The 25,066-nt window shown below is 66.5% G+C and carries 22 protein-coding genes; 7 read left to right on the forward strand and 15 right to left on the reverse strand.

All coding sequences use genetic code 11. The annotated features are described in order from the left end of the window. Positions 1–128: 128 nt before the first annotated feature. From PSV23_RS15235 to PSV23_RS15265, 7 genes are all read right to left on the reverse strand, one after another. The gene (locus PSV23_RS15235) at positions 129–1,232 is read right to left on the reverse strand and encodes an SAVED domain-containing protein (protein ID WP_300470628.1); all 1,104 of its coding nucleotides are present in this window, start codon (positions 1,230–1,232) and stop codon (positions 129–131) included. Then, on the reverse strand, positions 1,229–1,687 hold the full coding sequence (locus PSV23_RS15240; RefSeq protein WP_300470629.1) for a Mov34/MPN/PAD-1 family protein: 459 nt from the start codon (positions 1,685–1,687) through the stop codon (positions 1,229–1,231). Before PSV23_RS15240 ends, PSV23_RS15235 begins: the two co-directional genes overlap by 4 nt. Continuing rightward, the gene (locus tag PSV23_RS15245) at positions 1,684–3,387 is read right to left on the reverse strand and encodes a ThiF family adenylyltransferase (RefSeq protein ID WP_300470631.1); all 1,704 of its coding nucleotides are present in this window, start codon (positions 3,385–3,387) and stop codon (positions 1,684–1,686) included. Before PSV23_RS15245 ends, PSV23_RS15240 begins: the two co-directional genes overlap by 4 nt. Further along, on the reverse strand, positions 3,384–4,586 hold the full coding sequence (locus PSV23_RS15250; RefSeq protein ID WP_300470634.1) for a nucleotidyltransferase: 1,203 nt from the start codon (positions 4,584–4,586) through the stop codon (positions 3,384–3,386). The genes PSV23_RS15245 and PSV23_RS15250 overlap by 4 nt, the downstream gene beginning before the upstream one ends. A gap of 247 nt (positions 4,587–4,833) precedes the next feature. Then, a complete protein-coding gene (locus PSV23_RS15255; protein ID WP_300470636.1) occupies positions 4,834–6,801 on the reverse strand; it encodes a GIY-YIG nuclease family protein in 1,968 nt (655 codons plus the stop codon). Between the two features lie 66 nt (positions 6,802–6,867). Beyond that, positions 6,868–8,070 (reverse strand): HNH endonuclease, encoded by a 1,203-nt coding sequence (locus tag PSV23_RS15260; RefSeq protein WP_300470638.1) that lies wholly within the window; start codon positions 8,068–8,070, stop codon positions 6,868–6,870. Positions 8,071–8,076: 6 nt separating this feature from the next. Next, on the reverse strand, positions 8,077–12,159 hold the full coding sequence (locus PSV23_RS15265; RefSeq protein ID WP_300470640.1) for a helix-turn-helix transcriptional regulator: 4,083 nt from the start codon (positions 12,157–12,159) through the stop codon (positions 8,077–8,079). A 99-nt stretch (positions 12,160–12,258) separates the two neighbouring features. Between PSV23_RS15265 and PSV23_RS15270 the strand changes: the two genes are divergently transcribed. Together PSV23_RS15270 and PSV23_RS15275 are read left to right on the forward strand one after the other, a co-directional pair. Next, entirely contained in the window at positions 12,259–12,858 is a 600-nt protein-coding gene (locus tag PSV23_RS15270) for a type IV toxin-antitoxin system AbiEi family antitoxin domain-containing protein (RefSeq protein ID WP_300470642.1), read from the forward strand. Next, entirely contained in the window at positions 12,855–13,775 is a 921-nt protein-coding gene (locus tag PSV23_RS15275; RefSeq protein WP_300470644.1) for a nucleotidyl transferase AbiEii/AbiGii toxin family protein, read from the forward strand. The genes PSV23_RS15270 and PSV23_RS15275 overlap by 4 nt, the downstream gene beginning before the upstream one ends. Positions 13,776–14,269: 494 nt before the next feature. On the opposite strand, the gene PSV23_RS15280 is transcribed toward PSV23_RS15275, so the two are convergent. The 5 genes from PSV23_RS15280 to PSV23_RS15300 all read right to left on the reverse strand — a co-directional run bounded on the left by PSV23_RS15280 (position 14,270) and on the right by PSV23_RS15300 (position 18,036). Beyond that, entirely contained in the window at positions 14,270–14,995 is a 726-nt protein-coding gene (locus PSV23_RS15280) for a YkgJ family cysteine cluster protein (protein WP_300470646.1), read from the reverse strand. 83 nt (positions 14,996–15,078) lie between these two features. Further along, complete coding sequence (locus PSV23_RS15285) at positions 15,079–15,630, reverse strand: hypothetical protein (RefSeq protein ID WP_300470648.1); 552 nt, start codon at positions 15,628–15,630, stop codon at positions 15,079–15,081. Positions 15,631–15,714: 84 nt separating this feature from the next. After that, positions 15,715–16,521 (reverse strand): hypothetical protein, encoded by an 807-nt coding sequence (locus PSV23_RS15290; RefSeq protein WP_300470650.1) that lies wholly within the window; start codon positions 16,519–16,521, stop codon positions 15,715–15,717. 37 nt (positions 16,522–16,558) lie between these two features. Continuing rightward, the gene (locus tag PSV23_RS15295) at positions 16,559–17,440 is read right to left on the reverse strand and encodes a CsgG/HfaB family protein (protein ID WP_300470653.1); all 882 of its coding nucleotides are present in this window, start codon (positions 17,438–17,440) and stop codon (positions 16,559–16,561) included. A 2-nt stretch (positions 17,441–17,442) separates the two neighbouring features. Further along, positions 17,443–18,036 (reverse strand): hypothetical protein, encoded by a 594-nt coding sequence (locus PSV23_RS15300; RefSeq protein WP_300470656.1) that lies wholly within the window; start codon positions 18,034–18,036, stop codon positions 17,443–17,445. Positions 18,037–18,341: 305 nt separating this feature from the next. On the opposite strand from PSV23_RS15300, the gene PSV23_RS15305 reads away from it, so the two are divergent. Further along, positions 18,342–18,737: a hypothetical protein gene (locus PSV23_RS15305; protein ID WP_300470659.1), complete on the forward strand. Its 396-nt coding sequence runs from the start codon at positions 18,342–18,344 to the stop codon at positions 18,735–18,737. A 178-nt stretch (positions 18,738–18,915) separates the two neighbouring features. On the opposite strand, the gene PSV23_RS15310 is transcribed toward PSV23_RS15305, so the two are convergent. Together PSV23_RS15310 and PSV23_RS15315 are read right to left on the reverse strand one after the other, a co-directional pair. Beyond that, the gene (locus tag PSV23_RS15310) at positions 18,916–20,223 is read right to left on the reverse strand and encodes a type II toxin-antitoxin system HipA family toxin (protein WP_300470661.1); all 1,308 of its coding nucleotides are present in this window, start codon (positions 20,221–20,223) and stop codon (positions 18,916–18,918) included. Further along, positions 20,220–20,567, reverse strand: a complete 348-nt coding sequence (locus tag PSV23_RS15315; RefSeq protein WP_300470663.1) for a helix-turn-helix transcriptional regulator — start codon at positions 20,565–20,567, stop codon at positions 20,220–20,222. The genes PSV23_RS15310 and PSV23_RS15315 overlap by 4 nt, the downstream gene beginning before the upstream one ends. A gap of 181 nt (positions 20,568–20,748) precedes the next feature. On the opposite strand from PSV23_RS15315, the gene PSV23_RS15320 reads away from it, so the two are divergent. From PSV23_RS15320 to PSV23_RS15335, 4 genes are all read left to right on the forward strand, one after another. Next, positions 20,749–21,057, forward strand: a complete 309-nt coding sequence (locus tag PSV23_RS15320; RefSeq protein ID WP_300470665.1) for a hypothetical protein — start codon at positions 20,749–20,751, stop codon at positions 21,055–21,057. Positions 21,058–21,156: 99 nt separating this feature from the next. Continuing rightward, complete coding sequence (locus PSV23_RS15325; RefSeq protein ID WP_300470667.1) at positions 21,157–22,461, forward strand: HlyD family secretion protein; 1,305 nt, start codon at positions 21,157–21,159, stop codon at positions 22,459–22,461. Positions 22,462–22,556: 95 nt separating this feature from the next. After that, positions 22,557–23,168, forward strand: a complete 612-nt coding sequence (locus PSV23_RS17470; protein ID WP_370461093.1) for a cysteine peptidase family C39 domain-containing protein — start codon at positions 22,557–22,559, stop codon at positions 23,166–23,168. 145 nt (positions 23,169–23,313) lie between these two features. Beyond that, positions 23,314–23,739, forward strand: coding sequence for a hypothetical protein (locus PSV23_RS15335; protein WP_300470670.1), 426 nt, complete (start codon positions 23,314–23,316; stop codon positions 23,737–23,739). A gap of 178 nt (positions 23,740–23,917) precedes the next feature. On the opposite strand, the gene PSV23_RS15340 is transcribed toward PSV23_RS15335, so the two are convergent. Then, positions 23,918–24,712, reverse strand: a complete 795-nt coding sequence (locus tag PSV23_RS15340) for an integrase core domain-containing protein (protein WP_300470672.1) — start codon at positions 24,710–24,712, stop codon at positions 23,918–23,920. Positions 24,713–25,066 lie beyond the last annotated feature (354 nt).

Here is a 25,066-nt window from a genome sequence, read left to right on the forward strand (position 1 = left end):
GAATGCCTCCTGATCGGTAGAATTATGCCGTCAATTTTCGCAGAGACGAGTTTTTACACGGCCTCGACTCAAAGTGGCGGTTCGGAAGGTCCTCTATCGGGCAGGCCGCTCAGCCGAGCCGGCCGACACTAGTCATATGCCGCCTCGACACCTGCCGGCACAACGCTAGCGGTGTGCAGGGCGTCCGTCGGGAGCCGGATCGCCCAACTGAAGGTCGAGGGTGAGCCGGATTCATACTGATGGACAATGGCACGTGCGTAGAGGCGCTGGTCGTAGTGAGTGCCTAGTCTCAGCGACAGGCTGGCGGGCGCCGCCAAGAAGAGATGGACCAGCTTGGCCCGCTTGCCTTTGATGGCGATCATGACGTCGATGAACTGCTGCGCAAGCGCCATCTGCTTACCCCCCGACCAGTGTGTGGTGGTGGAATGCGTTGGCATGGTCAAGGCGACGACCGGAAGGTTGCCGACCCGAGCGTGTGCGGCGGGGAGATCAACCGGGAAGGAATAGCCGATCGCAAGAATGACCGCGTCGGCCTCGTCCACCAAGGCGTCTAAGCCTGACACCACGAACCGTTCGCCGTCGTCCGGTCCGTTCAGCTCCCGCCAGATGCGGGCTGATCGATCCCAATCCATGAAGGTGACCGGGGCCTCGTCGTCGACGAGGAGGCCCGCGAGGAACAACAGGGGGACCGGCGCGATCCCGCCGACGACATATTGGATGTCCCGGCGATCCCGCCCGGATTCCCGCGAGGCCAGTTGATCTCGCATCGACAGGAGCTTGCCGACGGCGATGTCGGGGGCGACGATGACGCCATTGATCAGGCCTTGGCGGACGTCGATGACCACGCCATCGCGGCGGGCGTCGAAGCGATCCGGCACGGCGTCCTCCAGCGGAGCGCCTCCGCCGTCGTGAAGCCCTCGAAACTCCACGGCGATCACGCGTTGGCGGGCCAGACGTTTGCGATCGGCGACGATCAGACAAATGCCGGTGCCCGCTAGGACCAGCACAAGAGCCAGCAGGACCGATGTGATGATCGACGCCGGGCCCGTGTCGGTGCTGTAGCTCAGGCTCATGGGACCGGCGTCGAACGGCAAGGTGATGCTGAAGGCGAGGCCGCCGAGCAAGGGGATGGCCAGAAGCACCGCGAACCGGATCAAGGCGAGGCCGGGGTGACGCCGTCGGAAGATCCAATCGGTCGCTGAGCGGATAAAGTGGTGGACGTGATGCATCATCGTGGGGCTTCCGAGATCGCGACTGGCTGACGGTCGCGGACGAAGAGGGTGAAGGACCGCTTTAGCGCGACCCAATAATCGAGCCGGGCGATCATCAGGACAGCGAAGTCGATGCCTCGCTCCCCATTGACGAGATCGAGCATCGAGGTCGTGTCTGTGGGACTGGGCCTCACAGGAAAACTCGGATGGGAATGCCATTCGCCTAGGTAGTTGAACCGGCCGTAGTCAGCGTCTGTCCGGGCGAAGAAGGCATCCAGGGCGGCGCGGTGCTGATCGGTGCCGCGGGTGAAATGAGCCATCCCGCCCTTTTGATCGTCGACCGTGAAGTCGACGATCCGGAAATGGCCGGGCTCGAGCTGTTCGCCCATGAGGACGCCGCCGATCTCCAGCCGTCCCGCTTCGCGCAGGTTTCCCCGCAGGCGTTTCTGGATCCAGACGGGGAGTTCGACTCTCACGCCGGTTCATCCTTCGGCTTCAGTTCGGCGACGAGGCGATTGAGGTCCTCGACCAAGGCCTCTGAGAAGTTTGGTCCCCATCGACCTTCTGGCGTGAAGTCGATCGGCCAGACGTCGAATGGAGCGTCGAAGATCCAAGACTTTTTGAAGCCGATGACATAGGCCGAGTGGGAGAGGTCCGACGGCGCGCCGAGCAGGGTGTCGATCACCAGTCGCGTCATATGTGCCGCGATGACCCCGACGTCGGCGTCGTCGGCGACCAGCGGCGAGCCTGCCTCTCGGGCCCCATAGCTGCCATCGTCCTCGGCCGCCCATGGCGTGCCTCGGGCCTGATACCAAAGCGCCATTTGGGCGCGTGCGAGAAGGGGCGGAGGCTCAACATCCGGGCGTGCGCGCGCGATCACGCCACCGATCCCGCCAGCATAGACCACGCCCCAGACCAGAGGCTTGCGCGCATTAGAGCAGACGCTCGAACAGAGATTGAAGGCCTCCGGCTCGGCCGTCGCATCGACGATCAAAACGCAGGTTTCCAACAGGGTGAGCGCCTGGGCCGTCGTGCCGCTGCTTTCTTGGCCGCCGAGGCGAATGTTGCGGGTCGTGACCTTGGCCTCGGGGCGGACATCTCGGACGGCGGCGGACAGGGCGAGGGTCTTGTTGAGACCTATCGCGCGGCCGTCCAGCGCATTGCGTACCAAGTTGCCGGGATACAAAAGATCGTCGTCCAGCAGCACGAAATGGTCGACGCCGCATCGAGCCAGGGCGACGGCAACCTTGGAGCCGACAGACCCGCAGCCGACGAGGCCGACCGTCTTGCCAGCCAGCGCGGCGTAAGCGTCGGGTAGCCGGGGGCTCGCCTCGGGAAGCGGCACGGTTCGGTAAGCGAAAAGGGCCGTCTTCTCCGAAGTCTGGTAACCCCAGACCAAGGTAGCGTCCCGGCCCTTGGCGAGGACGAAGAGTCTCAAACCCTCCTTGGGAGTATCCAAATGATGACCTGCGCCGGCGGCGGTCAGGGCCTCGCGCGCCTGATCGGTGTCGGGCTTGGCGATGAACCGAGTTTCGGGCGCGAGGAGGACCAGCCGCGCCTCGTAGGTTCGCCCCTCCGATCCTAACAACGGCTCCGACCAGAGAATGGCATCGCCCTCGCCGATAGTCGTTGGTCGCGCGAGTTCGACGCCGCCGACCTTGTATTCGCCGATGACGACCGGAAGGTCCGCGCCCGGTGGTAGGGCCGCCACAAGATCCGCAAGCGCATGGGGCCAGAGGAAGCGATAGTCCTCCCCACGTATGGTCTGGCCGAGCGAGAGGGCGTGCGCCGACGGCACAGGACCGGCGGCGGGATCGCCCTCTTCGCTGAGCAGGCGGTGGGCGCTTCGGACCATGTCGGCACCGGTGATCTCGGCGCGCCAGTTGTCGGCCCTGTGTTCGAGGCACAGCTCGCCGCCACGCCCCCACTGGTGTCCGGACAAGAGCACGTCCGCTGCGGCGGGTTTGACGGAGGGCGGGGCGTCCGGAAAATAGTCCGGATAGGTCATCACCAAGGGTACACGCCGCTCTCCCAGCGCGATCGTGAACCCCACGGTAAGGGATAGGCCCTCAAGCTTCCAGGCCACCTCCGAGAGCCAATCCACCTCGCCTTCCAGATCGGCGAGGCCGGCTTTTTCCTTCAGCGCGCGACCTGGCTGGGTGAGAAGCCAGTTCAAGCGAACCCTCGAGGCGACGACGGGACGCGCGGCGTGTCGGGGAAGGCCAAGCCTGCAGCAGGTGCGGTTCCAGCTGCGCGGACGCCGCGTCCGCCGCCCCTGAACGCCTCATCGACGCGACGCACGGCCGTTTCGCCGGCTGCGGCCTTTGCGATCTCGACGATCCGTCGACGATCAGTCTCGCGCGCCAGGGCTGCGAAATCTCGACGAGCCGTGGCCAACCAAGCATGGAAAGCGGCTTCACGCTCTGGGAACTCGGCCCATTTGTCGGCGAAATTCTCGAAGGGGTCGCTTGGGTTCGAAACCCAGGCCTGTTGGCCTCGCTGCTCGATGTAGTCATCCATGGTGTCCAGGATGGTCGCCAAGGCCTTGCCGATGGTCTCCTCGGACCTGTACGCACGCGCCGCCAAGGTGGTCAGAATAATGGAGATCGGCCAGTCGCACGCATCTCCCTCGCAACGCATGTCCCGGTGGTTCTTGAGGAGGATGATTGCGCCTTGGAGCGGGGTTCTCACCCTGTATTCGGGTATCTCATCGACGCTCGCTTTGGCCTGTTCTGCTAGAACTATCATCCTTTGGCGAAGCTGGGGCTCAATGCGCTCCTTGAACCATTCCACGTAACCGAGCGGATTAGATCGAGGCCACTGATCTGTGATAATACGATAGTCCGCTCGTTCGTTATCGGTGATGACAATCCCGGTACCCGCCAAGTCCGTCTTCATCGACGCACGCTCGAGTAAGGTGCGAAGCTGGGCACCGTTCGGCAACGCGGGGACCACATCCATGTGGAACTTTGCTTCGTCGGCGTAGTGAAGGGTCCAGCATCGGCGGCTCTCGTGGAGCGGCTTTTCCATGTTGCGGCTCTTGCGATAGGCCTCCACCTCCGTCCCAAGGCGTGTTTTGAGCGTTTCTTGTGCGAGCTGGTCCATGGACAGGGCGTGGAACTCACATACCGAATCCAAATCATATTCTCCGTCTTCGCTGATCGGCCTCAAAGTCGTCCCCAAGGCAAACGATCCTTGGACATAGACCTTGGGATCAAAGACTTTGACCGAGGACTGATCGCGACAAAGCCAGTTTCCAAGCGAAGTGTAGCTGCGTTCAGCAGCCTCACGGGCGGCGTCCGTGACACTAAGACTCTCCGCCAATTCTTCGAGGTACGAATCTGCTTGATCGGTAAGCGGATAGATCGAGGTCATGGAGCTCTCGCGTTTTCTGGTTTTGTTCTTCTATCTCATGCAGCAAAGCTTCCTCAACTCCTGATTTTAGATGCCTGTGGAGTTTCGCTTTTTGAGCCTAATGATCGGCCCTAATCGCTCTCTGTCCGAGCCGCTGCGGTGGGCGGAAAAGGCCCTTGAGTTACATCAGACAGGATGTCGGCTCGTGGACCGCGCAAGCATGGCTGCTTTTGGTGGTCCGCAGATATCGCAGCAGGCGATTCGTTATCTAGGTGCGGCGCCGAGAGTCCTTCCGTAGCGGTTTGTGCGCGGCCTTTTGCAGGCTGAGCCCGGATCGCATGCGTTCCCGCATCGCGTTCTCCCGTACGCCATAACGGGTCTCAACATATCGGAACGCGGCGCCCAAGCTTTCGAAATTCTGGCCGTCGAGCACTACCGGCTTTGCCGCTGCGGCGTTCTTGTTTGGCGCCAGAACGGCTTCTTCAGGCGTCATGCCTTGCCTCACCCGAAGGCAGACCGTACTCGCCGGCAAGCGGTAAGCTTCCGCTAGAGCATAGAGGCCACGATAGACGACGCCTTCCACCACGACTTGCCTGGCCTTCCGCTTCTCCTCGCCCGCAATAGCTTTGTCTGCTTTCGCCAGGGCCACGGCCGCGCTGCGTTCGCGACGATCGACCCAAGTGAAGTTTCCCGGTCCATAGGCGAGAGTGGCGTCGCGGCGCTTCAAGTCGCACTCGGCGCGGTCTGGACCGACATCTTTCGCAAACTGTTCGAAGCTATCCCACCCGGGATCACAAGCGGCGCCCGACAGCGCCACGCGGGCCCGGAGTGAGGCCCAGCGACGGTGGAGCGGCGTGTTGCTGGCGCCATGAGTGAAGCGGCCCAGAGATTTCCTGTATTCAGACCGCGTCGCGAGACGAAAGTTCGCCGGTCCCCAAGGCTGACGGCGATCCGGCCGGAGCAGGACAAGTCCCTGTTCTACACCGTCGATGACCGCGTCGCGGAAGGTGGGATAATCGTGCCAAGGTGCCGCTACGCCGCAGCCGCTGCGACGAGCGTCATTGTGCATAGAGAGCCAGCGCTTGTAAGCAGGCGTTGCACACTCCCCGTGCCGGGTGGCCTTGCGTCCGAAGCGGCCGATAAGTGCGCTGAGCTCGGCTTGGGAGCCCCAGCGAAAGTTGGTTGGACCCCAAGGCCGAAACCAGTCCAGTGGTACGAGAACCTTGCCCCTTACAAAGCCGGAGGAGACGTCGCGCTCGAAGGCGTCGAAATCGCGCCAGTCCTCGACTATGCCACGACCGGCCTCCCGATCTGCCGACTTGAGGAGATTGCGCCACCGCTGCCAATGCACCGTTCCGACCTTGGGGTGATCAATCAAGGATCCTGGGTGGATATTGAAGTTGTCCGGCCCCCACGGCTGACGATTATCGATGCGGACAAGGCGATCGCTGGGGGCGAGGGCCGCCAGGTCGGCCGCGAACTGCTCCCAGTTCTGCCAGTGGTCGGAAAGCTCGGAGTTCACATTGTTCCGCATCGCCCGCCAGCGCGACCAGAGAAAGCTGCCGGCGACGCCCTTTCCCCGGGTCTGGAATACCTTCAGCGGCGTCTCGAGTGACATCCCTTTTCGCAAGCGTTGGTGAGCCGCTCCCGGGGTCAGCCCATGCCGCTTCGCCATGGCTTCGGACGCTTCGAGGACAGAGCGGAACCTCTCGCCATCGACTTCGAGCGTGCGCTGTCCGCCTCCACCCAGGGCGCCGCCTCGGTGATAGTTGAGACCGAGGGGAATCCGCGTTCCCAATTTCTCGATCCACGCCCTCTCGCGGTCGGCCAGCTCCTCCGTGGAAACGCCTTCCTCCAGGGTCTCGACTGTAAAGCCTTCGGCTCCGTCGTCGAGGATAGCGCGGCCCAATGGCGATGCACGTTTCGGTGCGGAACGAACGTGCTGGCTCCATCGTGAGCGGACAGACACGCACGTAAGCCCGACATAGCGCTCTCCAGTAGAAAGGCGGGTCACGAGGTAGATTGCACCGAGCCTGCCGGAGGTTTCGAGCCTGGGAAGATCAAGCGCCCTGAGAAGCGGCCAGCCCTGGTGCATACGGCCATAGACGAAACCGCTGTCGATGCCCGCTTCTCGACAGAAGGCGGCGACAGATGGAAACCATCGCCCAGCCAACCCCGGGTAGCTGCGGCCCGTGTAGGTGAAAGGTGCCCGAACAGGTGGAGCGCGCTTGGACATGGATCGATCAGGAACACGCTGGTTCAATGGGACGAAGAGGCTTCAGTGCCCGGGTCAGCACGCAGATCAAGGCTTTCTCTCTCCACGGAGCCGGTTGAGGTCATCCGGCGACATTGGTCGTTGGTGTGGCAGGCCAACGAGGTGATGCGCGAGTTCGTCTGCGATTTCGGCGACGATGCGCTGGGTCAACTCGGGATCGTCGATCGGGGACTGATCGTCCGTGATGCCGTGGCGCTCGAAGATGCGGTTCACAATATGGGCCGTAAGCTCGGACCGGCCTCGCTCCTGCCAGAGCGATAGGGCTTTGGTGAACCGGGCGGTCGTCGCCTCAAAAACGTTTGATCGGTCCGGAGCGTCGAGCCAGGCGAAGGGCACCTCGGCCCCAGGCAGGATCCGGTCGGACCATTGGCCGGGCTCTAGCGGGTTTGAGGCGAGCGCCAAATGGAGGTCGGTCGGCCCCCCCGCTTCGGCCAGAACGGCCCGCCAGGCGATCAGGTTGTAGAGAGTGAAATGCGCCACCACCCGCCCGGCGGGATCGCTTCGGACATAGATCAGGTTGAACAGGGGGCCGAACCGCTCCTCCAGCAGGTCCGAAACGGGGAGGGTGCGGGGATCAAGGCTGCCCCTCTCCCGATTGAACTCGTCGCCTCCGGAGACGACGAAGTCGCGCGCCGAAGCAAAGGCCGGCGTCCGGAGACTGTCCGTTCCGACGTCGGCGGCGATCAGGCAGAACGCAGCCTTGCAGATCGAGCGCAGGGAATCTTCGCCGCCGAGCGCAAGCTCGTGATGCACGGTGCCCGCGCGGCGGCTCCTCCAGCTTCCCGTGCCGTTCTGCGCGAGCTGATCCCATACGCTGCTTTCCGAGGCGCCCAGAGCGGCGGCGACGTTGGGTATGATGCGGGTCAGCTCCGCCTCGTCCCTCGCGTTGATCTCGATGTCGAAACCGCCCTCGGGCCGCGGCGTGAAGACAAACGGCTTCTGGACGAGGTCCGGCTTGCCGTCGGGGTGCAGGATGAGGCGTTCTCCCCGGGTGTTCTCGATTCGCATGAGCGGCGGCGGCTTTCCCGTGCCTGAGTCGAGCTTCAGGAGATTGCGGAAGGCGGCGACCTGGTCGGTGATCGCCTTGTCGATAGTCGCCCCAAATTTGTTGTTGTGGCTTGAGCAGATGGCGCGCCGCGTCGTTTTTCGACCGCCGAGCGCGTTCAGCAGGATGTGCTCGGGCTTAGTCTCAGGCGTGAGCTCGGTGTCGCAGAAGATGCATAGGTTCATGGTCTGCTACATCCAGTCGAGCCGCTCGGCGTCCTCGTCGTGACGGCGGGCGTCCCAAGCGTAGGAATCCGCGATCGCGTTGAGCGCCTTGGCGGTGTGGGGGTGGTCATAGGCGATCGCTTTCGCCCAGTCCCTGAAACGCGCTTCCTCGTTTCGTTCAAGTTCCCCGCCGTCCCCGGGCAGTCGCGTCGTGACGCCCCGCCGGTTGAGCTTTCCGACCTGGAAGCCATTGAGCATCGGCTTGCTGCGGAACAGGTCGAGGGCGTCACGGACGGCCTCGGCGGGCCAGACTCCGTCCGCTCCCGGGGGAGACGCCGACAGCATGTTCCCGATCTTGCTGTCCGCGATGTCGGCACGTTGGGCGGCCCTGGCCAGGGCGCGGGCTTCCTTGATCCAGGCCTCCAGACGCGCGGCGTCGATCACGCCGTCGGGGCCAGCGCCCGGAATGTGGTCCCAGAGATCCAGCAGGCGATAGGCCTGAAGCGCGATCACCCGGAGCTGTTCGGGATCCTTGGGCTCGGGCTCGGACTCGTCCGTGGCGTCGCCGCCTTCGGTGCCTTCGGCGGCCTTGAATGCGAAACTGAGCATCTCGACGAACAGGGACGGCTGTTCCGACATCGCTCGGAGGATGACCTTGGCCGGCCGTCGCGAGTGCTCCAGCACGCGAAGATAGTTCCATTCCAGCCGGGCGAGGGTCGCATCCTCCAGGTCGGTCCGGTCGTCGAGGATCTGGAGGATCTCGGCGACGTAGTGCTGGAACATGACGGCCGAGTTGGAATCGCCGCCTTCGTCAGAAGGCTGGGCGGCGGCCGCCTCCAGCGCCTCGACCAGCAGGGCGGACGGCAACTGGGCCTTGCCCGGACGACAGGCCAGCGGCAGGGCGTGCCGGGCTCGGCCTACAGCGATCAGCTTGCGCACGGCGAAGGCGATGTCGGCTTCGTCCTCGCTCATCCAGAACACCGGCATGCGTCGCCAGTAGACAGCATCGATGGCCTCGCCGAGACGGGCCGCCTCGTCCCAGGTCGCGCGCCCCACGGGCAGGGCGCGGAGCAGGACGATCAGGGCGGTCTCCCCCCAGGCCTGGCTTTCGGCGAGTCCGATCAGCGTCGTCCCCCAGGCCGGGTCGCGATCCCGGCTCGCGGCGGCGACGAGGCCGTGCGCGAGGTTATGGACCCGCGTGTCATCGCTGCGCGCGGCCGACTCGATCAGCGCGTCGAGATCCGTTTCCGGAAGGCCGCCGTCGTAGAGGGCCTTGCCGAGGTAGCCGGCGGTCTCGGTCAGCCGGGCGAGCGCGAGCACCGCCGCGAGGCCGCCCTCTGCGAGGACCTCGCGGGCGGCGACCTTGCGCGCCTCATCGACATCGCGCTCCTGGGCCTCCCATCCCGCCGTGGGCGGATCCGGCAGCGGGGCGGACGGTTCGAACAGCCAGGCCGTCCGCGCCAGGCGGTCGACGGGCGCGAACCGGTCATAGACCTCCGCCAGCCGTTCGAGCACTTCGGCCGGCAGGGCCCAGTCCGCATCCTCGAACTGGCGATGATGGTGCAGGACGCGCCGAAGCTTGTCCCACATCGCGTCCCGCGCGGCGAGATCGTCCATCCCGGCCTCCGCGCCGTCCAGCGCGGCCAGCGCCGGTCCGGCGTCAGGCGTCAGGTCGCCGAGGCGATCGAGAAGGGCGCCCCAGCGCTCCGGGTCTATACCGACGTCCTCGACCAGCCGGCGGCTGATCTCTGCGGCGCCCCGGCCGACCACCGCCCAGGTGACGGTCTCGACCTTGTCCGTCGTGAAGTCCCGCCACTGCGGCTGGGCGGTGGGGCTGGCGAAATCGTGCCCCTTGGGAAGGACGCTGAGCATCACCTTCCAGGCGGCGGCCGGCTCGCGCTTGCGGATCAGGTCGAGCGCGCGAAGCCGGTCGGCGAGAGGGGCGTGGGTCTGCGGATTCCACAGAAGGTAGATTTCCCGCAGGCTGTTGGCGGGGCCGTTGGTGAAACGACGCGGCCGGACGTCGATCGCGTCGAGCCGCGCGAGCAGATGGGTGACGCGCGGCAGCAGGTCGGGCGACCAGGCCAGCGATTCCAGGGCCCACATCAGGTCGGACAGGTGTTCGGCCCCGAACAGGCCGCCCTCGTCATGGCCGAACAGGGCGATGATCGGCGGTTCGTCCGCATCGAGGCTGTCGTCGACCGCGTCCAGGAAAGCCTTCGGCGAGGCCTCGGCAAGAAGGCGGAAATCATCCGACAGCGACCACCAGCGCCGCGCGTCCGCCTCGCGAAGCACGCCGGCGACGATGAGTTCGGCGCGGCGGCCGGCATCAGGAACCGTGCGCACGCGATCGCCCCAGAGGGCGAGCAGGATCAGGACCTGGCCGATCCCGTGGCGCAGCAGGCCGGAGTATCGCGGCTGGACGCCGCGCAGGCCGGCGAGCCAGCGCTCGTCGGGCTCCAGATCGAAGCGGGGGTCGGCGGCGCCGAGCACGGCGCGGGCGGCCGCCTCGAAACGATCGAGATGGATTGGCGCCAGGGCATGCGCCAGCAGAAGCCAGGCGTCCGGCGGAGAGGCGATGCGCCAGGACGGCCCGATCTTGCGCAGCGGGCTGTCGAAGGCGCCGACATAGGGGGCCAGGGCGGCGATGACGTCGTCATAGGGCTGGTCGGCCATGGCGGCGAGGCGTTCGCGGTCGCCCTCGACCGTCTCATTCCAGCCGCCGATCAGCATCGCCGCCTTCAGGGCGGGGTGGGGATTCTCCGCCCAGGACGGAACGCGGTCCGGAGCGCTCGGGATCAGACGGCGCAGGACGGCGAGGTTCCGGCCGCTGTCGCGCGCCAGGGCCCGGGCGCGGGGCTCGGCGATGCCCGAGGCCAGCAGGGCTTCGGCCAGACCCTCGCGGGACGGCCGGGCGAGAGGACGGACCTCGCCGTGAGTCACGGGCCGGTCGTCATAGGCGAGCAGGACGTAGTGGCCGCGCAGGGTGAGCGACTGGGCCAGTCCCGGGTCCGGATCGGTCAGGATCAGGATGAGCGGGGCGGGTGCGTCCGCGAGCGCCCGGGCGGCGTCCGGGGTCGTCGCCACCAGGCAGCGGTTCCGGTAGGCCTCGGCCAGGTCGCCCGGGAGCTCCGCCAGGGCGGCGTGGAAGAAGGCGACGACCTCTTCCGGCGTGGAGCCCTGCAGGGCCAGGACCGAGGGCTCGGCGCGGAGCCAGCGCAGGACCTCGGCGGCGTCTTCATCGCGATCCGCCAGGACGAGGTCCGCGGTCAGCGGCCATTGCGTCGCCAGGGACCATTCGTTCCAGATGTCCTCAAGCTCGCGGATTCCGGGCGGGCGTTTGCCGAGCCGGGCGGCGAGCCACAGGCCGACAGCTGGCGTCTGTTCGATCCAGTGAACCAGATCGTCGGCGTCATAGACGCGCACCTCGCGCCAGACGCCTTCGGCCTGACAGGCCCTGGCCCAGGCGTCCTTGTCCGGCCATCGGCGTGGGGTGACGAAGATGTAGGCGCTCTCGGCCGGGACAAGCGGGGCCGGCTTTGCGGTGCGCTTGCGGAAGTCGTCCTCGGCCTTGCGCGCGATCGCGCTGCGCTGGGCGCCGATCTCCCAGCCCGTCTCGCCGCCGGGGACCCAGACGCCGCCTGTCTCCAGCAGGGTGCGGCCGTCCCACCCGGGATGGCGCACGCTTTCGTCCGAGGGAAACCGCAGCCGGGCCGCCGGGCCATGGGTGGCGAAGATCAGCCGTGACACCAGCGTCGGCAGGCTGACCGCCCCGTCCATGCGATCGGCCCATTCGGCCAGGTCCTCGGCGGATACCCAGCGCACCGGCGCCCCCGGTCGACCCGCGACGCCCGGCATCTCGGGCAGGGCCGGCCCGATCACCGCTCCGGTCAGCAGGAAGCGGACGCCGGCGCCCTCGAGAGCGTCCCGGATGGCCTGGGCGTTGTTCGCCACCGGCTTGCGATGACCGCGCTCGAAGTCGGCGACGGTCGAGGTCGCCACGCCCGCCCGCTTGGCGAGGTCCTGCTGGGACCACGCGAGCAGGGCCCGGGCGGCGCGAACGTGTCTGGCGGTCAGAGCGTCTGGTGACGAGGTTTGATTCATGGTCATATGAAATATATGACATCAGTGAAGAAGCAGCAAATGTTATCTTTTGCACAAGAAGGAATTTAAGAGTATGCGGAAGAGAACATTTCGAGGATTTGTCCTATGAATTATCGCGAACGCGCGCTGGAGCTGACCCGGGTCCGGGGCATCGCGCGCGCGCGCGACTTCACGGCCGCTGGCATCCCTCTCGTCTATCTGAAGCGGCTGACCGACGCCGGGGACCTGGTCCGCGTGGCGCGCGGTCTCTACCAGGAACCCGCCCGGGTCGGGGAGCACGTCGCCCATGAGCTGGCGGAAGCGGCCAGACGGGTCCCGCAAGGGGTGGTGAGCCTGATCAGCGCCCTGCGCCACCACGGCCTGACCACCCAGCTGCCCACTGCGGTGTGGCTGACGATCCCGCAGACGGCGCGCACGCCCAAGGTCGACGACCTGCCGCTTGAGATCGTCCGGGCGGCCGACGAGGTGCTCACCGCCGGGGTCGAGACCGTGCTGATCGAAGGGGTGACGGTGCCCGTCTACAACGTCCCCAAGACGGTGGCCGACTGCTTCAAGCATCGCCGCCGCATCGGGGAGGATGTGGCCATCGAAGCCCTGCGCGACGCGCTGCGCCAGCGCAAGACGACGCCGGGCGATCTCCTGCGCTATGCCGCCATAGACCGGGTCGCGGCCCGCATGACGCCCTACATCCAGGCCCTGCAATGACCGCCAGACCGCCCCGGAACATCCCGGCCTCCATCCGCGCGCGACTGCTCGCCTACGCCAAGGGGCGGGGCGAGCCCTTCCAGCGGACCCTGACCCGCTACGCCATCGAACGGCTGCTGTTCCGGCTGGCGAGCACGGAAGCCGTCGAGCGCTATGTCCTCAAGGGCGCCATGCTGTTCGTCACCTGGCCGGAACAGGCCGACCGGCCGACGGGCGATCTCGATCTGCTTGGCCACGGCGATCCGGATCCAGAAGCGGTCCGGGCGCTCTTTGCGCGGATCTGCGCGGTGGACGCGCCGGAGGACGGCCTGGTCTTCGATCCGGCCACCCTGAGGGTGGAAGCCGTCCGGGAGGTCGACCGTTACCAGGGCGTCCAGCTCAGCTTGCGGGCGGAACTGGCGGGAGCGGTCATCCCGGTCCAGGTCGACATCGGCTTCGGCGATCACGTCCATCCCGCGCCCCGGCGCCAAGTCTTTCCCAGCTTGTTGCCCGATCTGCCGGCGGCGACGCTGCTGATGTACCCGCCAGAGACGGTGATCGCGGAGAAGTTCGAGGCCATGATCCGCTTCGGGGAGGCCAACGGCCGCATCAAGGACTTCTACGACATCTGGGTCACGATCCGGACCTTCGACATGGATCTGTCCCATGTGGTCGAGGCCGTCGGCGGCACCCTGCGCCGGCGCGAGACCGCGGTCCCCGACGCCTCGCCGGTCGGCCTGACCGCCGCCTTTGCCGCCATCGCCGATGCGCGCGGTCTCTGGGCGGGCTTCCTGCGCCGCAGCCCGCCGGCGCTCGAGCCGCCGTCCTTCCCGGAGGTCCAGGCCGAACTGAGGCGGTTCTTCGATCCGGTGCTGGCCGCCCTCGCCACGCCGGAAGGGGTGCGCGGACGGTGGAGCCCGACCGCCGGCTGGCGCTAGCGTTCCGCTCCTAAGCGAGGTTCGAATAGCTGACACGGCGCGGTTTCGCTTCAGCCGCGGTCCCCATTGGTGATCGTGTCCACCCGGCTTGTCATGGGCTCTGGCGCCGGAGACCGTGTTGTCGTCAGGCAGGGGGTGCCGACGAACACCCCAGCTCCTCATCTAGGCCGGAGAAGGCGCGCTCCGCCAGACGTGGGAACAGCGTCAGAATGCAGTACTTCTGGCTCCTGACCGCCGCCCCGAATGTCGCCTTTCCGGACCGGAGCCAGAGTCCGCTCCTGGCGCTTCTAGGACCTTTAGGGTCAACAGCTGTTCAGGACTCAACGCGGCGGTAGGGAGCGTCCGCTTGCGGGCGGGGTGCAGATCGCCCGCCGAACGCGCAGGTCTGACGCCGTGCAGACTTTGAAGAAGTCCGCTTCGTAGGTCGACAAGCGGGTGCCTTCTTCTCCGAGCGAGTGGCACTGTTCCCGTGATGACCGCGAACCAGTCGAATTTCACAGGGCGGCGATCACCTCTTTCAGTATCTCGGCCGCCGGGCGCTCGCGCGGCGAGGGCGGGGCGTGGGCGTCCTGGACCAGCGACAGCACCAGCGGCAGCCAGCCGTCCCGGAGATCCGCGCTCAGTAGGGCCAGCGACGGCCGGGCCTCAAGGGCCACCCTTTCGATGCCTGGCGCCAGGGCGGCGCACAGGTCTGGCGGTGAGGTGACCAGATATTCGCGGCACGACAGCGGTCGGTTGGCATGGATCGAACACGCCTCATCCTCCAGGAACGGACAGGCGACGCCGGCGGCGAAATACTCCCGTGCGATTCCCTGGCGGTCGTCGCGGTTTTGATCGAGGCGCTCCATGAGGCCCAGCGGCGCGAGGGTGTCGAGGGCCGCCTCGAAGCGGCGGCGCACATGCCTGCGCCGGGGCTCGGGCATGGCCTCGACCAGTCGGGCCAGGGCGCGGGCTTCGGCGGGCGCGACGGGCACCAGCTGGCGACAGCAGGCGCCGCAGCCGGCGCGGCAGGAAACCTCCTGCCCCTCGGCCGCGACGCGGGCGGTCGCCCGGGTCGCGAACAAACTGCTCAGGCCGTGAACGATGGGCAGCACGTCCTCGACCGTGACGAGGCCGGCGGGCACGGTCATCTCAACCGATATCCGCTCTCCCCCGACCTCCAGCACCACCCGGCCGGTCGCGGTCGCCTCGCCTTCGGATGAGGCCGCTGACAGACGCACGACCCCGTCATCGTCGGGATCGACCCGTTGCGGGCGTGTCCCGCATCGAGCGCCGGCGCGCAAGGAATGGGCCGCGCCGGTCACTAACGCCTGTTGGGTCGGACCCGGTTGTCACCCGGGTTGGCCGGCAGGGCGCACTGCTGAACGCCTTCACGCGTGACGACCTCGCCCTGCTGGGCGACGCAGGCCCGGGCGGTGTAGTGGATGTCGATCTTGGTGTAGTTCAGCGCGAGGCCCTGTTTGTGGATGTCGGCGTCTCCCGTCGCCGGCAGGCGGCACTGCTGAACGCCCTCATGTCTGACGACCTCACCGCGGCGGGCCGTGCACGCCTGGACGCTGTTCACCCGGTCGATCTTGAGGAACATGTCAACGGCTCTGGTCTGGCCGGCGGGGCTCGATGAGTCCGCCGTGGTATCCCGACACGCACTGAGCTGGGCCTCAGGAAGGTGTTTGCCGTTGGCGCAACCCCTGAGCTGGGCGTCCTGGTCGATGTGATCCCGGTTCGAAGTCGTTCCGGGCGCCGTGACGACGGTCCCTGGCGTCGGACGCAAGCTTTCCTGCGCCTGGACCGATACGACGACGACGCCGAGGTCGAATATGGCCGCGCCGGCCAGGATGATCGCTGTCTTCCGCATGGTGTCCATTTCCTTGTTTGGGTCTTTGGGACGGGCGTCCATCGGCGGTGACCGGTCCCGCCTGTTGCGTGGTCGATACCTGCATCAGGGCCGGACGGCCCCCTCTGGGCGAGACGTCGCTGGCAGGCGGCATTGCTGGACGCCCTCGTGCATCAGAACGACGCCGCGCCGCGCCGTGCAGGCCTCAGCCGTATTCAACCGGTCGATCCGCCCCCATGACCATGACTCGATGTCGATGGGTCCGCCCGATGAGTTGATGGCCGCCTCTGGCACGGCGCCTGGCGCCGGGCGCCGTGCGCCGGGCGAAGGACGGTCGGTGTTCGTTCGGGCAATGAAGTCAGCGCCTTGAGATGAACTAACTTCAGTCAGCGCACTTCCACGGCTGGTGGAGCCCGCCGCCTGACCTTGGGACGACCGTCCCGGGGTGTCGGACTGGGCGTCCTGATCGATGTGGTCCCGGTTCGGCAGCCGTCCTCCGCCGGACCCGCCGATGCCGTTGACCGGTCCGTCGCGGGATTGCGCCTGGGCGGTCTCCGGCTGTCCCTGGGCGTTGGTGACCCGGCCCGTGACGACCGCCGCCTCCTGCGAGTACCGTCCGCCACCCAATCCGCCGATGCCGTTGACGGGCGCTTCGCCGGAAACGGCCCGGTACGACCCTTCGACCTGCACAGTGTCGGTCTCGCTATTGTTGATGAGCCGAAGCCGCTCACCGCCCGTTCGCGGTTCACCGCTCGTCGAGCCCGGCGCGACCGACGGGCCGCCGCGGGGGGCCGCCCTTGTCTCGACCGCGATCGTCGCGCCCGACGAGTTGAGGGTTGCGCTTTGAGCGAGAGCCGGCCCGGCCAGCAGGACGGCGCCGAGCATGACGAGGGTTCCTGTAGAGGTCTTCATGACGCGTCTCCCTTGAGGGGCGATTACGATGATAGGTTCAGTCCGTCCTCAGCACGTCGCCGCGCATCGGCGGCTCGCCGTCGATGATGCTGGCGATCGAGAGCCTGTCGCGGACCGTCTCGACCTGCACCCGGCCGATGCGGGACATTTCCACGTCGAGAATCTCACCTGTCCGCGGATCGGTTAGTGTGCGGCCCGGCCGCCAGACGCTGAGGCTCAGACCGGGCTGGACGTTGCGATCAGCCCCGGCGTTCAGATAGACGCCGTTGGCGGCCACATCGACGACGAGGGCTGACCAGGGCACGTTGCGCATGCCCGCGGCGATCTGGTCAACCGCCCGGACGATGGCGTCCTGACCGGCCTGGCCGATGGGTGTGGCGCGGAAGATCTCGCCGCCCAGCCGGGCGCCGCCCCAGTTGTCGACCAGCCCGGCCTCCGAGGTGCGCGACGAGGCCCGCCCCTCGGCGCTGGAGGTCGAGATGACCTGGCCGGTGGTGGTGTCGACGAGGCGCAGGGCGATCTCGATCACGGCGGTCTGGTTGCGTGTGCTGGCCCGGCCGCCCAGCAGTCCGCCCAGGGGGCCGCCGCTAATGCTCATCCCGCCGCCCCCGGCGGCGGCCTCGTATTTGGTCACGGCCCCGCGCACGATGGCGCTGGCCTCCATCGCTCCACCCCCCTCGACCACCAGGAAGCGACCGTCCTCGACCAGGGCCTGGGTCAGCATGGCGGTCATGCCGTCTGCGGTGACCGAGCCCCCGACCGCCTCGGTGGCCCGGAAGATGTCGACCGCGATGGTCTTCCTCAGACCGCCATAGGCGGCGCGGCTCTGGGGGGCGGCGAGGACGGGCGTGGCGGCGGCGGCCACGGTCAGGGCGCCGCCGGTCAGGACCAGGCGTCGGTTCAGGCGCAAGTCGACCATGTTCATCTCACCAGACTGACGGTACCCGTGACCGCCACGGTTTGGGGCGCGGCGGGCCGCGCGGGCGCCGCCCGGGCAGCGGGCGGCGGGACGCGCGGATCGACCTGTTGGTCCGCGCGTCCGTCGCCGTCATAGTCACCGGGGACCGGTCCGGCGCTGGTGGTATAGGGGAAGCAAAGGTCGCGGTCGGCTGGCGAGGGGCCGCGCGCCCTGTCCTGCGCAGGCCCCCGGGTGGCGGCGGGAAGGGCCAGTTGCAGCTCGGCGGGTGGGGCCTGGACCGCCGGCAACAGCAGCCCGATCAGGACGCCAATGATATGGTCTTCACCCTCGGCGCCTCCGGAGCGGTCGATCGCCGACCTGAGGCCGGGTCCGTTCAGACAGATGTTGTTGGCGCCAGCGGGCAGGTTGAGACGGAAGCTCCCCCGGGCGTCCGTTCGGGTCGTCGCGACAGGGCGACCGTTCTGGTACGAGGAGATCAGCAGGTCTGTAAGCACATAGCCGCGGGCGCCTGGCGTCGTTTCGGCGCTGGTCGTGGACATGGACAGGAGCAGGCCAGCCAGGCTCGCCAGCGCCATCAGTCCCACTCGCGATGTCATGATGAGAGTTCCAGTATCCGCTTAAAATATCTGCGGTTTTTCAAGCTGGTCACGGTTAGGCTTGGCTGTCAATCGGGCCCGAATGATCAAGGCCCGGGGCACAGGTTCATCGGCAGTGGTCGTCTGGGGGGCGGGGCAAGACGCCAATTCAAACGGGTCGAATATCTCGTCGGAATTGATCTGAATGCACATCTGCGCGGGGGCCCGGCAGTCGGACTATCGGATGTATTGACAGCGGCGCCTCTCGGTGACCAGCGTTGTCCGACCGCAAATGGCGGCCGGCATGGCCTTGCGGGGAAACCCAAATGACATCGAGATTCAAAATTGCCCTGATCAGCCTCGCGTTGGCGGTCCCGGGAGGAGTGGTCAACGCAGGCGAACCGATCCCCGGGGTCGATGTCAACCTGGGCAAGGATCCCGGGGGCACGGCGATCGTGGTCGCGACTACGGATCGGGAAGGCCGCTTCTCGGTGCAGGTGAGGGTCGAGCGGGGTGAATACGCGGTCTCGACGGCGTGCTCTCCCCGACAGGCCTGCCCATCAAACAGGCGGTTGACGCTCAGCGTCGATGGGCGGCCGGTCAGGCCTGACGCCCGAGGCCGGTACCTGTTTCCGGTTGGCGGAAGCCTGGGCACGGTGGTGCTCAGCGGCCGGGTCGATATATTCGACCGGTGGGGACGTCAGGCCGAGCCCGCCCGCTAGCGCCACGCTCGGGGGCGTCAGCAACCGGTCGCGCCCGGTCTCTCGCACAGGGCGGCGAAGCGGACGTTCCAACGCGCCTCGAACTCGGACTGTCGTGTTTCCGGAGATGGACCAGTATCTGTTCTTGGCGCGAAGCAGAACTCGCGTTTTGAAGGAGCCATGGCGAATCGCGTCAGGGTCAAGGAACGGTCAGAAGCCGAAGGCTCGGGTCGATCGGCCGGCGCCAATGCTCATCGACGCCGGCGGCCTGCGCGAACCGGGGCCATTCGGCGACGGCGGTGCTGACCTCCTTCAGGATGGTTCGGACGCGGTTGCGATTGAGCGACGCTGTCCGGGCGCAGGCCTCGAAGTCCTCGAGCGTGAAGTCGTCGCGCTTGCCGTTCATCGACATCTGGTGGCGGGCGGTCCAGTCGCCGTCAGGATTGAAGCTCCAGGTGATGTCGAAGGCCGGCGACAGCCGCCAAGCGCCGGCCCGGTCCATCAGGAAGGCGATGTTCTTGACATGGTCGTCCTGGTTGCGGGCGATGATGTTGAAGGCCATGCGCCGGAACTGTTCTTCCAACGCCTCCATCGGGAGGCCGAGGCGGCGCATGACGAACAGGGCCTGTTCGTAGGACCAGGCGTTCTGGTCGTTGAAATCGTAGTGGGCGAGCGCGGCCAGGGACTGCATGTGCAGCTTGCCGCCGCCGGGCAGGCGGTCGAACCGCCTGGTCATGAAATGGCGCCGGCCACCTTCTTCGAGAAGACGGCATTCGGCGACGGCGACGCCCGCGGCCATCGCCATCAGGGCATAGGCGTACTCGACGGCGCCGTAGCCCTGCGGATCGGTCAGCTCCTTGTCCTTGTTGCCCTTCACGCCGTCGAACTTCAGCAGCCAATAGTCGAAGCCGTCTCCGGCCTCGACCTGGCCCGACCGGACCTCATTGGTCTGGGCGTTCCAGGCGATCACCGCCTTGGCGCGGGCGCCGCCGGCGGAGGTGCCGACCCGCAGGATGTCGCGCAGCGCCTCGGCCTTTTTCTCGTCGGCGAACGACGAGAGGAGATCATTGCGATGGGTCAGGACTTCCGACGCCAGCTCGACCAGAGCGTCGAGCTTGATCCGGGTCGCGGCCTTGCGGCGCGGGCCCTTGGCCGGGGCGAACTCAAGGGCGCCCATGCCGCGCGCGCCAGTGTAGCAAAGCCGTTCGACGGCGTTGAAGCTCTCCGGCGTCCGGCCCTGGGTCGCGAGCCAGGCGTCGATCAGAGTGTTGCCGTACTTGTCGGGCAAGGCGTCGGCCAGCATGCCCGGCAGGCCGTGGAAGCTGCGCGGGTTGAGGTCGGGGAAGGTGTAGATCTCGGAAGCCAACGGCATCATCAGCGGCGCCGGCTGAATCCCACTGGTGAGGAAGGCGGGATCATAGGCGAAGGCGGCGACATCGGCGCCGTCTTCCAGGGACACGGCGCCGATGCGTCTTCCCCACAGACGGACCTCGGCGACGGTGGTCATGGTTCGTCACCCCAGGTCCACGGGGTCGCGGGTTCCGGAGTGTCGGCCGGGCGGGCGCGCTGACGCGTCTTGCCGTGGCGTTCGAGCAGGGCGATGGGGTTGGCCGGGGTCTCGGGCAGCAACCGGTCGAGGCCCTCCAGTTTGTGCAGGGCCCGGAGGCACCGGACCAGGTTGGCGGACTGGGTCGAGGCCCCGTCCTCGAGTCGCTCGATGGTTCGCTTGGACACGCCTGCGGCTTCGGCGAACTGGGCCTGGGTCATTTGTCGCGCGAGCCGTGTTTCCGCGACCCTGCGGCCAAACTCCACGAGGGCGGCGTGGTCGGCGGTAAGGTTGGTTATCTTCATAATTCGCCACTTTCGACGAGTTATATAGAGAATAAGAGTTAAGTCGTCAATAACGGCGATTTATAACTGGGAGCGGGGCGGATCATAAGTCGCCATTTATGGCGAGATAACGCCTATTTAATCCTATAACCCGCCAGAAATGGCGACATGTGGTGATCATGCCGCTTCAAGGCACGCCTGTGTGCCTGAGAAGCAGGCGGCGCTGGCGCTATGGGCAAACCATCGCGTGCGGCCCGTTCATGCTGCCGCGCCATCCAGCCAGGCGTCGTCGGACGAGGCCAGCACGCTTGTCGACGACGCCAGGGCGAAGGCGCTGGCCCGGCGCCAGAAGGGTCAGCTCCACGAGGCGGTGCTGTCGATTTGCATGGATCTGTCGCGCCATCAAGGCAGGGCCAACTCGCATCTGGCCATCCTGGGCAAGGCCCGGCTTGAGCGCGCGGCGGCGGGCTCGCGCGATCAGGTCGCGGACTGGATCGACGGGTTTCGCTAAGCGTTCAGAGAGGTCCCGATCAGGCCCGACGTACCGTTAATGACATCGGTCATGGACACAAGCCCGACTGTCGCCAGCAGGGCGAACATGGCACCGACGATGAACGTCGCCTCTGGTCCGATCCGGGACCAAAGCAGGCCGGCGACGACGCTGGCCGCCAGCAAGGATCTGTTTCGCCGGCAAGCCATAACCCATGCAGCAGGGCGCCTAACCGGCAATGTGATCCTGGCTTCTTCAGTGTCCCTGAGGCTTCTGACGTTTCTTCTGGTGGCGATTGTGCTCGCCGTGACGGTGTTCGCGGCAACAGCTTCTTACGCGCGCAAGGAAACGGTGTCAGGCTGGCTTACGCCCCCCGCCGGACTGATCCGCCTCACGGCCCGAGATGGTGGGGTCGTAGAGCGCGTTCTAGTCTCCGAGGGCGAGTTGGTGAAGGCTGGACAGCCGATCGCGACCCTGCGCCTTTCCCGGGCGCTGGAGCAAGGCGATGCGTTTTCGGCGCTCTCCGCGAGCCTATCCGGGCAGCAAGGCGCAGCCCGGGACCGGGCCTCGGCGACACGGGAGACCCTCGGGGCCGAGCGCAGCCAGTTGATCCGGCGGCGCGGCGGCCTCAGTGGTGAACGTGCGGAGGCCCGGCGGCGCGTGCAGTTGCAGCGTCAGAGGCTTGCCCTCGCCAACGACCAGGTTCCGCGCGCTGAAGCCATCGCCGCCCAAGGCTTCATGCCGGGACGAGAACTGGAGGCCCGACGCTCGGCAGCCCTTCAGGCCGACCTGGCGTTGTCGGAGATTACCGCCCAGGTGTTGGAATACGAACGCCAGATCAGCGAGGTCGACAGCCGCCTTGCCGCCATTCCGATAGATTTGCGCGCGGCCGAGGCAGAGGTGGCGGCGGTGCGGGCGAAGCTGGTCGGGCAGGAGACGCGGACCGAAGCCGAGGCAATCTACAACGTGGTGGCCACGGTGGCCGGCCGGATCGCCGCCTTGCCGACGGCACCCGGCCAGAGTGTCGCGGCCGGCGCAACCTTGGCGATCGTGACGCCCGGCGACGGTCCGCTGGAGGCGGAACTTTACGCTCCCTCCCGGGCCGCGGGGTTCGTTCGCGAGGGCCAGGAGGTGCGTCTGATGTACCAGCCTTTCCCGCATCAGAAGTTCGGCTCGGGAGCGGGACGGATTACCTCGGTCTCGCGGACCGTTCTGGCGCCGGACGAGGTCGCTGTCCGTGGCCTGAAGATCGATGGACCGGTCTTCCGGGTTCGGGTCCGGTTGGACCGTGAGAGCGTGTCAGCCTACGGCCGGGAAATACCGATGCGGCCCGGCATGCTGTTGACGGCGGACGTGATCATCGACCGGCGCAATCTTCTGGAATGGCTTTTGGACCCCCTGTACGCGGCCGGGCGACGCGGATGAACACGACGTCTGCGCTGCTCGACTTCTCAGGTCGCCGGAGGCTGCCGGTCATTCAGGGGGCGGAGGCCGCCGAATGCGGCCTGGCCTGCATGACCATGATCGCCCGCTATTATGGCCATGATGTTGATCTCAATGGATTGCGGCAGCGCTTTTCGCTGTCCATGTCAGGGGCCACGCTGCGCAGCCTGATGCAGTTCGCGGACAAGCTGGGCCTCTCGGCCAGGGCCATCCGCACAGAGCCAGAGCCGGCGCCCGCACGATGTCGATGGACGAGCTGTCCCGGCATTTCACCGATCGGCCGTTCGCGCATAGTCTTGGGCGTCCAAAGATCCTTCTCTGACTGCCTGCCGCAGCGCGGGGAGGGAGGCCACCATGAATTGCGTGTCGTAGGTCCCGGTCTCCGTCTGGCTGTGCTGGACGGCCAACCAGAGGCCACGCGCCGCCGGCCCTGTCCAGCCTGGCCAACGCCCGGAGGCGAGCACCGCGCGCGCGCGCGGTGTTGTCCTGATCGATGTGAAGAGCGGTCCGCAGAGCGCACCCCTCGTCAAAGACCGTTCCAGCACTCGCGGATGGCGGGCAGAGCCGCGCGAGATTGGCGTCCGTCCGCACTGCTTGGTCAGCATCCCATCGCGCTGCGAATTCTCGTTGCATGCAGTCGGAATCCTCGATCCGGCAATGCAGGGCGTGAGCCGCGGACAAACTGTTAAGCGGGTCGGTCGCGACCGGCACGTCCTGCGACGGTGAAGCGGACAAGACCAACACACCGGTCAGAAAAAGAAGCATTTTCGGTCTCACACTATGGTCATCTGACCGAGCGTATTGAACTAGCCTCAGCCTACGGGAGCGACCACCTTGACCGGCCGGTACGGCGTCACCCGGTTCGTCGTCGGTCTGGTCTTGGGACGTACACCCAGCGAGGGGGCCGCCGTCACCGGCGTTTACGACCGTCACACCTATCTGCCGGAAAAGCGATCGGCCTTGGCGGCGTGGGCCGGACATCTGACTGGATCACGGGCGCCCTTCGCCGAAAACGCGGGCGGATCCCTCGACCCGCGAGCGGTTGGACCTGCATCGGAGATAGAGGCGGCCAAGGCCCGGGCTCTTCAACTGGTTGCAGCCGGCGACCTGGACCAGGCTGTCTTCTTGATCTGCATGACCATGGCCCGCCGGTCCGAGATCGCGGCGTTACACTTGGACATTCTGGCGAAAGCGGGTCTCGATCTGGCGCGGAGCGGGCAGAAGGTCGCGATCGAGCGCTGGATTAGAGGGTTCCGCTGACAATGCTTTGGCGTCTGGTTGATCGTGAATAGCCGCTCCTGACTCATTGGACATCAAGGACATCTGCTCCGCAGAACCAAAGTTTATTCAGAGCGCATGGGAAGAGGCCTGTGACACTCGGCTCGCTTGTTCGGACATGACCATCTATCCGTACGACCCGAACCGGTATCGAAGTGTCCTAGGTGTTTAGTCCCGAGGTGAGGTGGGTCGGATCGTATCTGAAGCGATCTGGCTCGTCAGCCCAGGCCTTGCAGATGGCTTCGTAGGGCGTGAGGCCCTGTAAAGTCTTGAGCCGCTTGGCGAAGTTGTAGGCGTCGAGGAAGGCGGCGAGGTGCTGCCTGAGCTGTTGGTGGCTGTTGTAGTGATAGCGGCGGACGGTGGCTTCCTTCAGCGTCCGGTTCATCCGCTCGACTTGGCCGGTGGTCCACGGATGGTTTGGCTTGGTGAAGCGGTGCTCGACGCCGTGTTCGAAGCAGACGCGATCGAACTTGTGGACGCGGTAGCGGGCGGTGGGGCCGGAGCGATGCTGTGGCATGTCGCCGAACTGGACGCCGTTGTCGGTCAGAAGCGTGTGGATCTTGTAGGGCACGGCGTCGATCACGGCTCTGAGGAAGTCGGCGGCGATCTCGGGCAGGCGGCTGATGCCGTGGCGCTTCAGACAGAGGTGCAGCGACGACCGGGTCAGGCGCGGAAGCGTCGCCTGGAGCGCGTAAAGGCAGTCGTCCAGCGGCAGCAGGGTATGCTTGCGGAAAGCGACGACGATCGCCTCTTCCTCAGGCGAGAGGACGGTCGAGCGCACCGTCTTCGGCCCCATCGGCGCGTCCTGAACGAAGGCCCGCTTGCGCCACTTCGCGACGGTCTTGTGGTTGAGCCCATGCCGCGCCGCTAGTTCTTTGAGCGGAGCCTTCGATCGCTGTATCGCAGCTCGGACGGCGTGCGTGGTCGTGGCGCTGCCGTGGAGTATCTGGCCCATAATGCCTCCCGGAATGAAGAGTCAGCTTGACTGATTCCCCCACACTCCGGGACTGAACAGGTAGGCTCCCCGTACACGTTCCTTAAATTCCGGCGCATTTCTTCTGGGGGCTGCACTTCTCGATCCGGCGTTCGACGGCCATCATGTTGGGGATCAGACAGTCGCCAGGGAGGCTGCGATCTGGCTGAGTTCCGGGAAATCCGACAGACAGACGCGTGCGCTCGCAGCCAGTCTGTCCTCGGGCGTGCCGTGGGGGGCCAGGAACAGATATCGATTTCCGCCGCGCGTGCGGGCGAAGATGAGGTGCTCACCGGTAGCCGTCGTAGACGGCCAGCATCTGGACGCCCCGGTCGA

Source organism: Brevundimonas sp., assembly GCF_029946145.1.
Taxonomy (GTDB): domain Bacteria; phylum Pseudomonadota; class Alphaproteobacteria; order Caulobacterales; family Caulobacteraceae; genus Brevundimonas.

What these genes read in the sequence shown, in the direction of transcription:
- PSV23_RS15235 (WP_300470628.1), bottom strand. Translation starts at nt 1,232, where the DNA reads ATGATGCATCACGTCCACCACTTTATCCGCTCAGCGACCGATTGGATC.
- PSV23_RS15250 (WP_300470634.1), bottom strand. Translation starts at nt 4,586, where the DNA reads ATGACCTCGATCTATCCGCTTACCGATCAAGCAGATTCGTACCTCGAA.
- PSV23_RS15255 (WP_300470636.1), bottom strand. Translation starts at nt 6,801, where the DNA reads ATGTCCAAGCGCGCTCCACCTGTTCGGGCACCTTTCACCTACACGGGC.
- PSV23_RS15260 (WP_300470638.1), bottom strand. Translation starts at nt 8,070, where the DNA reads ATGAACCTATGCATCTTCTGCGACACCGAGCTCACGCCTGAGACTAAG.
- PSV23_RS15265 (WP_300470640.1), bottom strand. Translation starts at nt 12,159, where the DNA reads ATGACCATGAATCAAACCTCGTCACCAGACGCTCTGACCGCCAGACAC.
- PSV23_RS15270 (WP_300470642.1), top strand. Translation starts at nt 12,259, where the DNA reads ATGAATTATCGCGAACGCGCGCTGGAGCTGACCCGGGTCCGGGGCATC.
- PSV23_RS15275 (WP_300470644.1), top strand. Translation starts at nt 12,855, where the DNA reads ATGACCGCCAGACCGCCCCGGAACATCCCGGCCTCCATCCGCGCGCGA.
- PSV23_RS15285 (WP_300470648.1), bottom strand. Translation starts at nt 15,630, where the DNA reads ATGCGGAAGACAGCGATCATCCTGGCCGGCGCGGCCATATTCGACCTC.
- PSV23_RS15290 (WP_300470650.1), bottom strand. Translation starts at nt 16,521, where the DNA reads ATGAAGACCTCTACAGGAACCCTCGTCATGCTCGGCGCCGTCCTGCTG.
- PSV23_RS15295 (WP_300470653.1), bottom strand. Translation starts at nt 17,440, where the DNA reads ATGGTCGACTTGCGCCTGAACCGACGCCTGGTCCTGACCGGCGGCGCC.
- PSV23_RS15300 (WP_300470656.1), bottom strand. Translation starts at nt 18,036, where the DNA reads ATGACATCGCGAGTGGGACTGATGGCGCTGGCGAGCCTGGCTGGCCTG.
- PSV23_RS15305 (WP_300470659.1), top strand. Translation starts at nt 18,342, where the DNA reads ATGACATCGAGATTCAAAATTGCCCTGATCAGCCTCGCGTTGGCGGTC.
- PSV23_RS15310 (WP_300470661.1), bottom strand. Translation starts at nt 20,223, where the DNA reads ATGACCACCGTCGCCGAGGTCCGTCTGTGGGGAAGACGCATCGGCGCC.
- PSV23_RS15315 (WP_300470663.1), bottom strand. Translation starts at nt 20,567, where the DNA reads ATGAAGATAACCAACCTTACCGCCGACCACGCCGCCCTCGTGGAGTTT.
- PSV23_RS15325 (WP_300470667.1), top strand. Translation starts at nt 21,157, where the DNA reads ATGAACGTCGCCTCTGGTCCGATCCGGGACCAAAGCAGGCCGGCGACG.
- PSV23_RS17470 (WP_370461093.1), top strand. Translation starts at nt 22,557, where the DNA reads ATGATCGCCCGCTATTATGGCCATGATGTTGATCTCAATGGATTGCGG.
- PSV23_RS15340 (WP_300470672.1), bottom strand. Translation starts at nt 24,712, where the DNA reads ATGGGCCAGATACTCCACGGCAGCGCCACGACCACGCACGCCGTCCGA.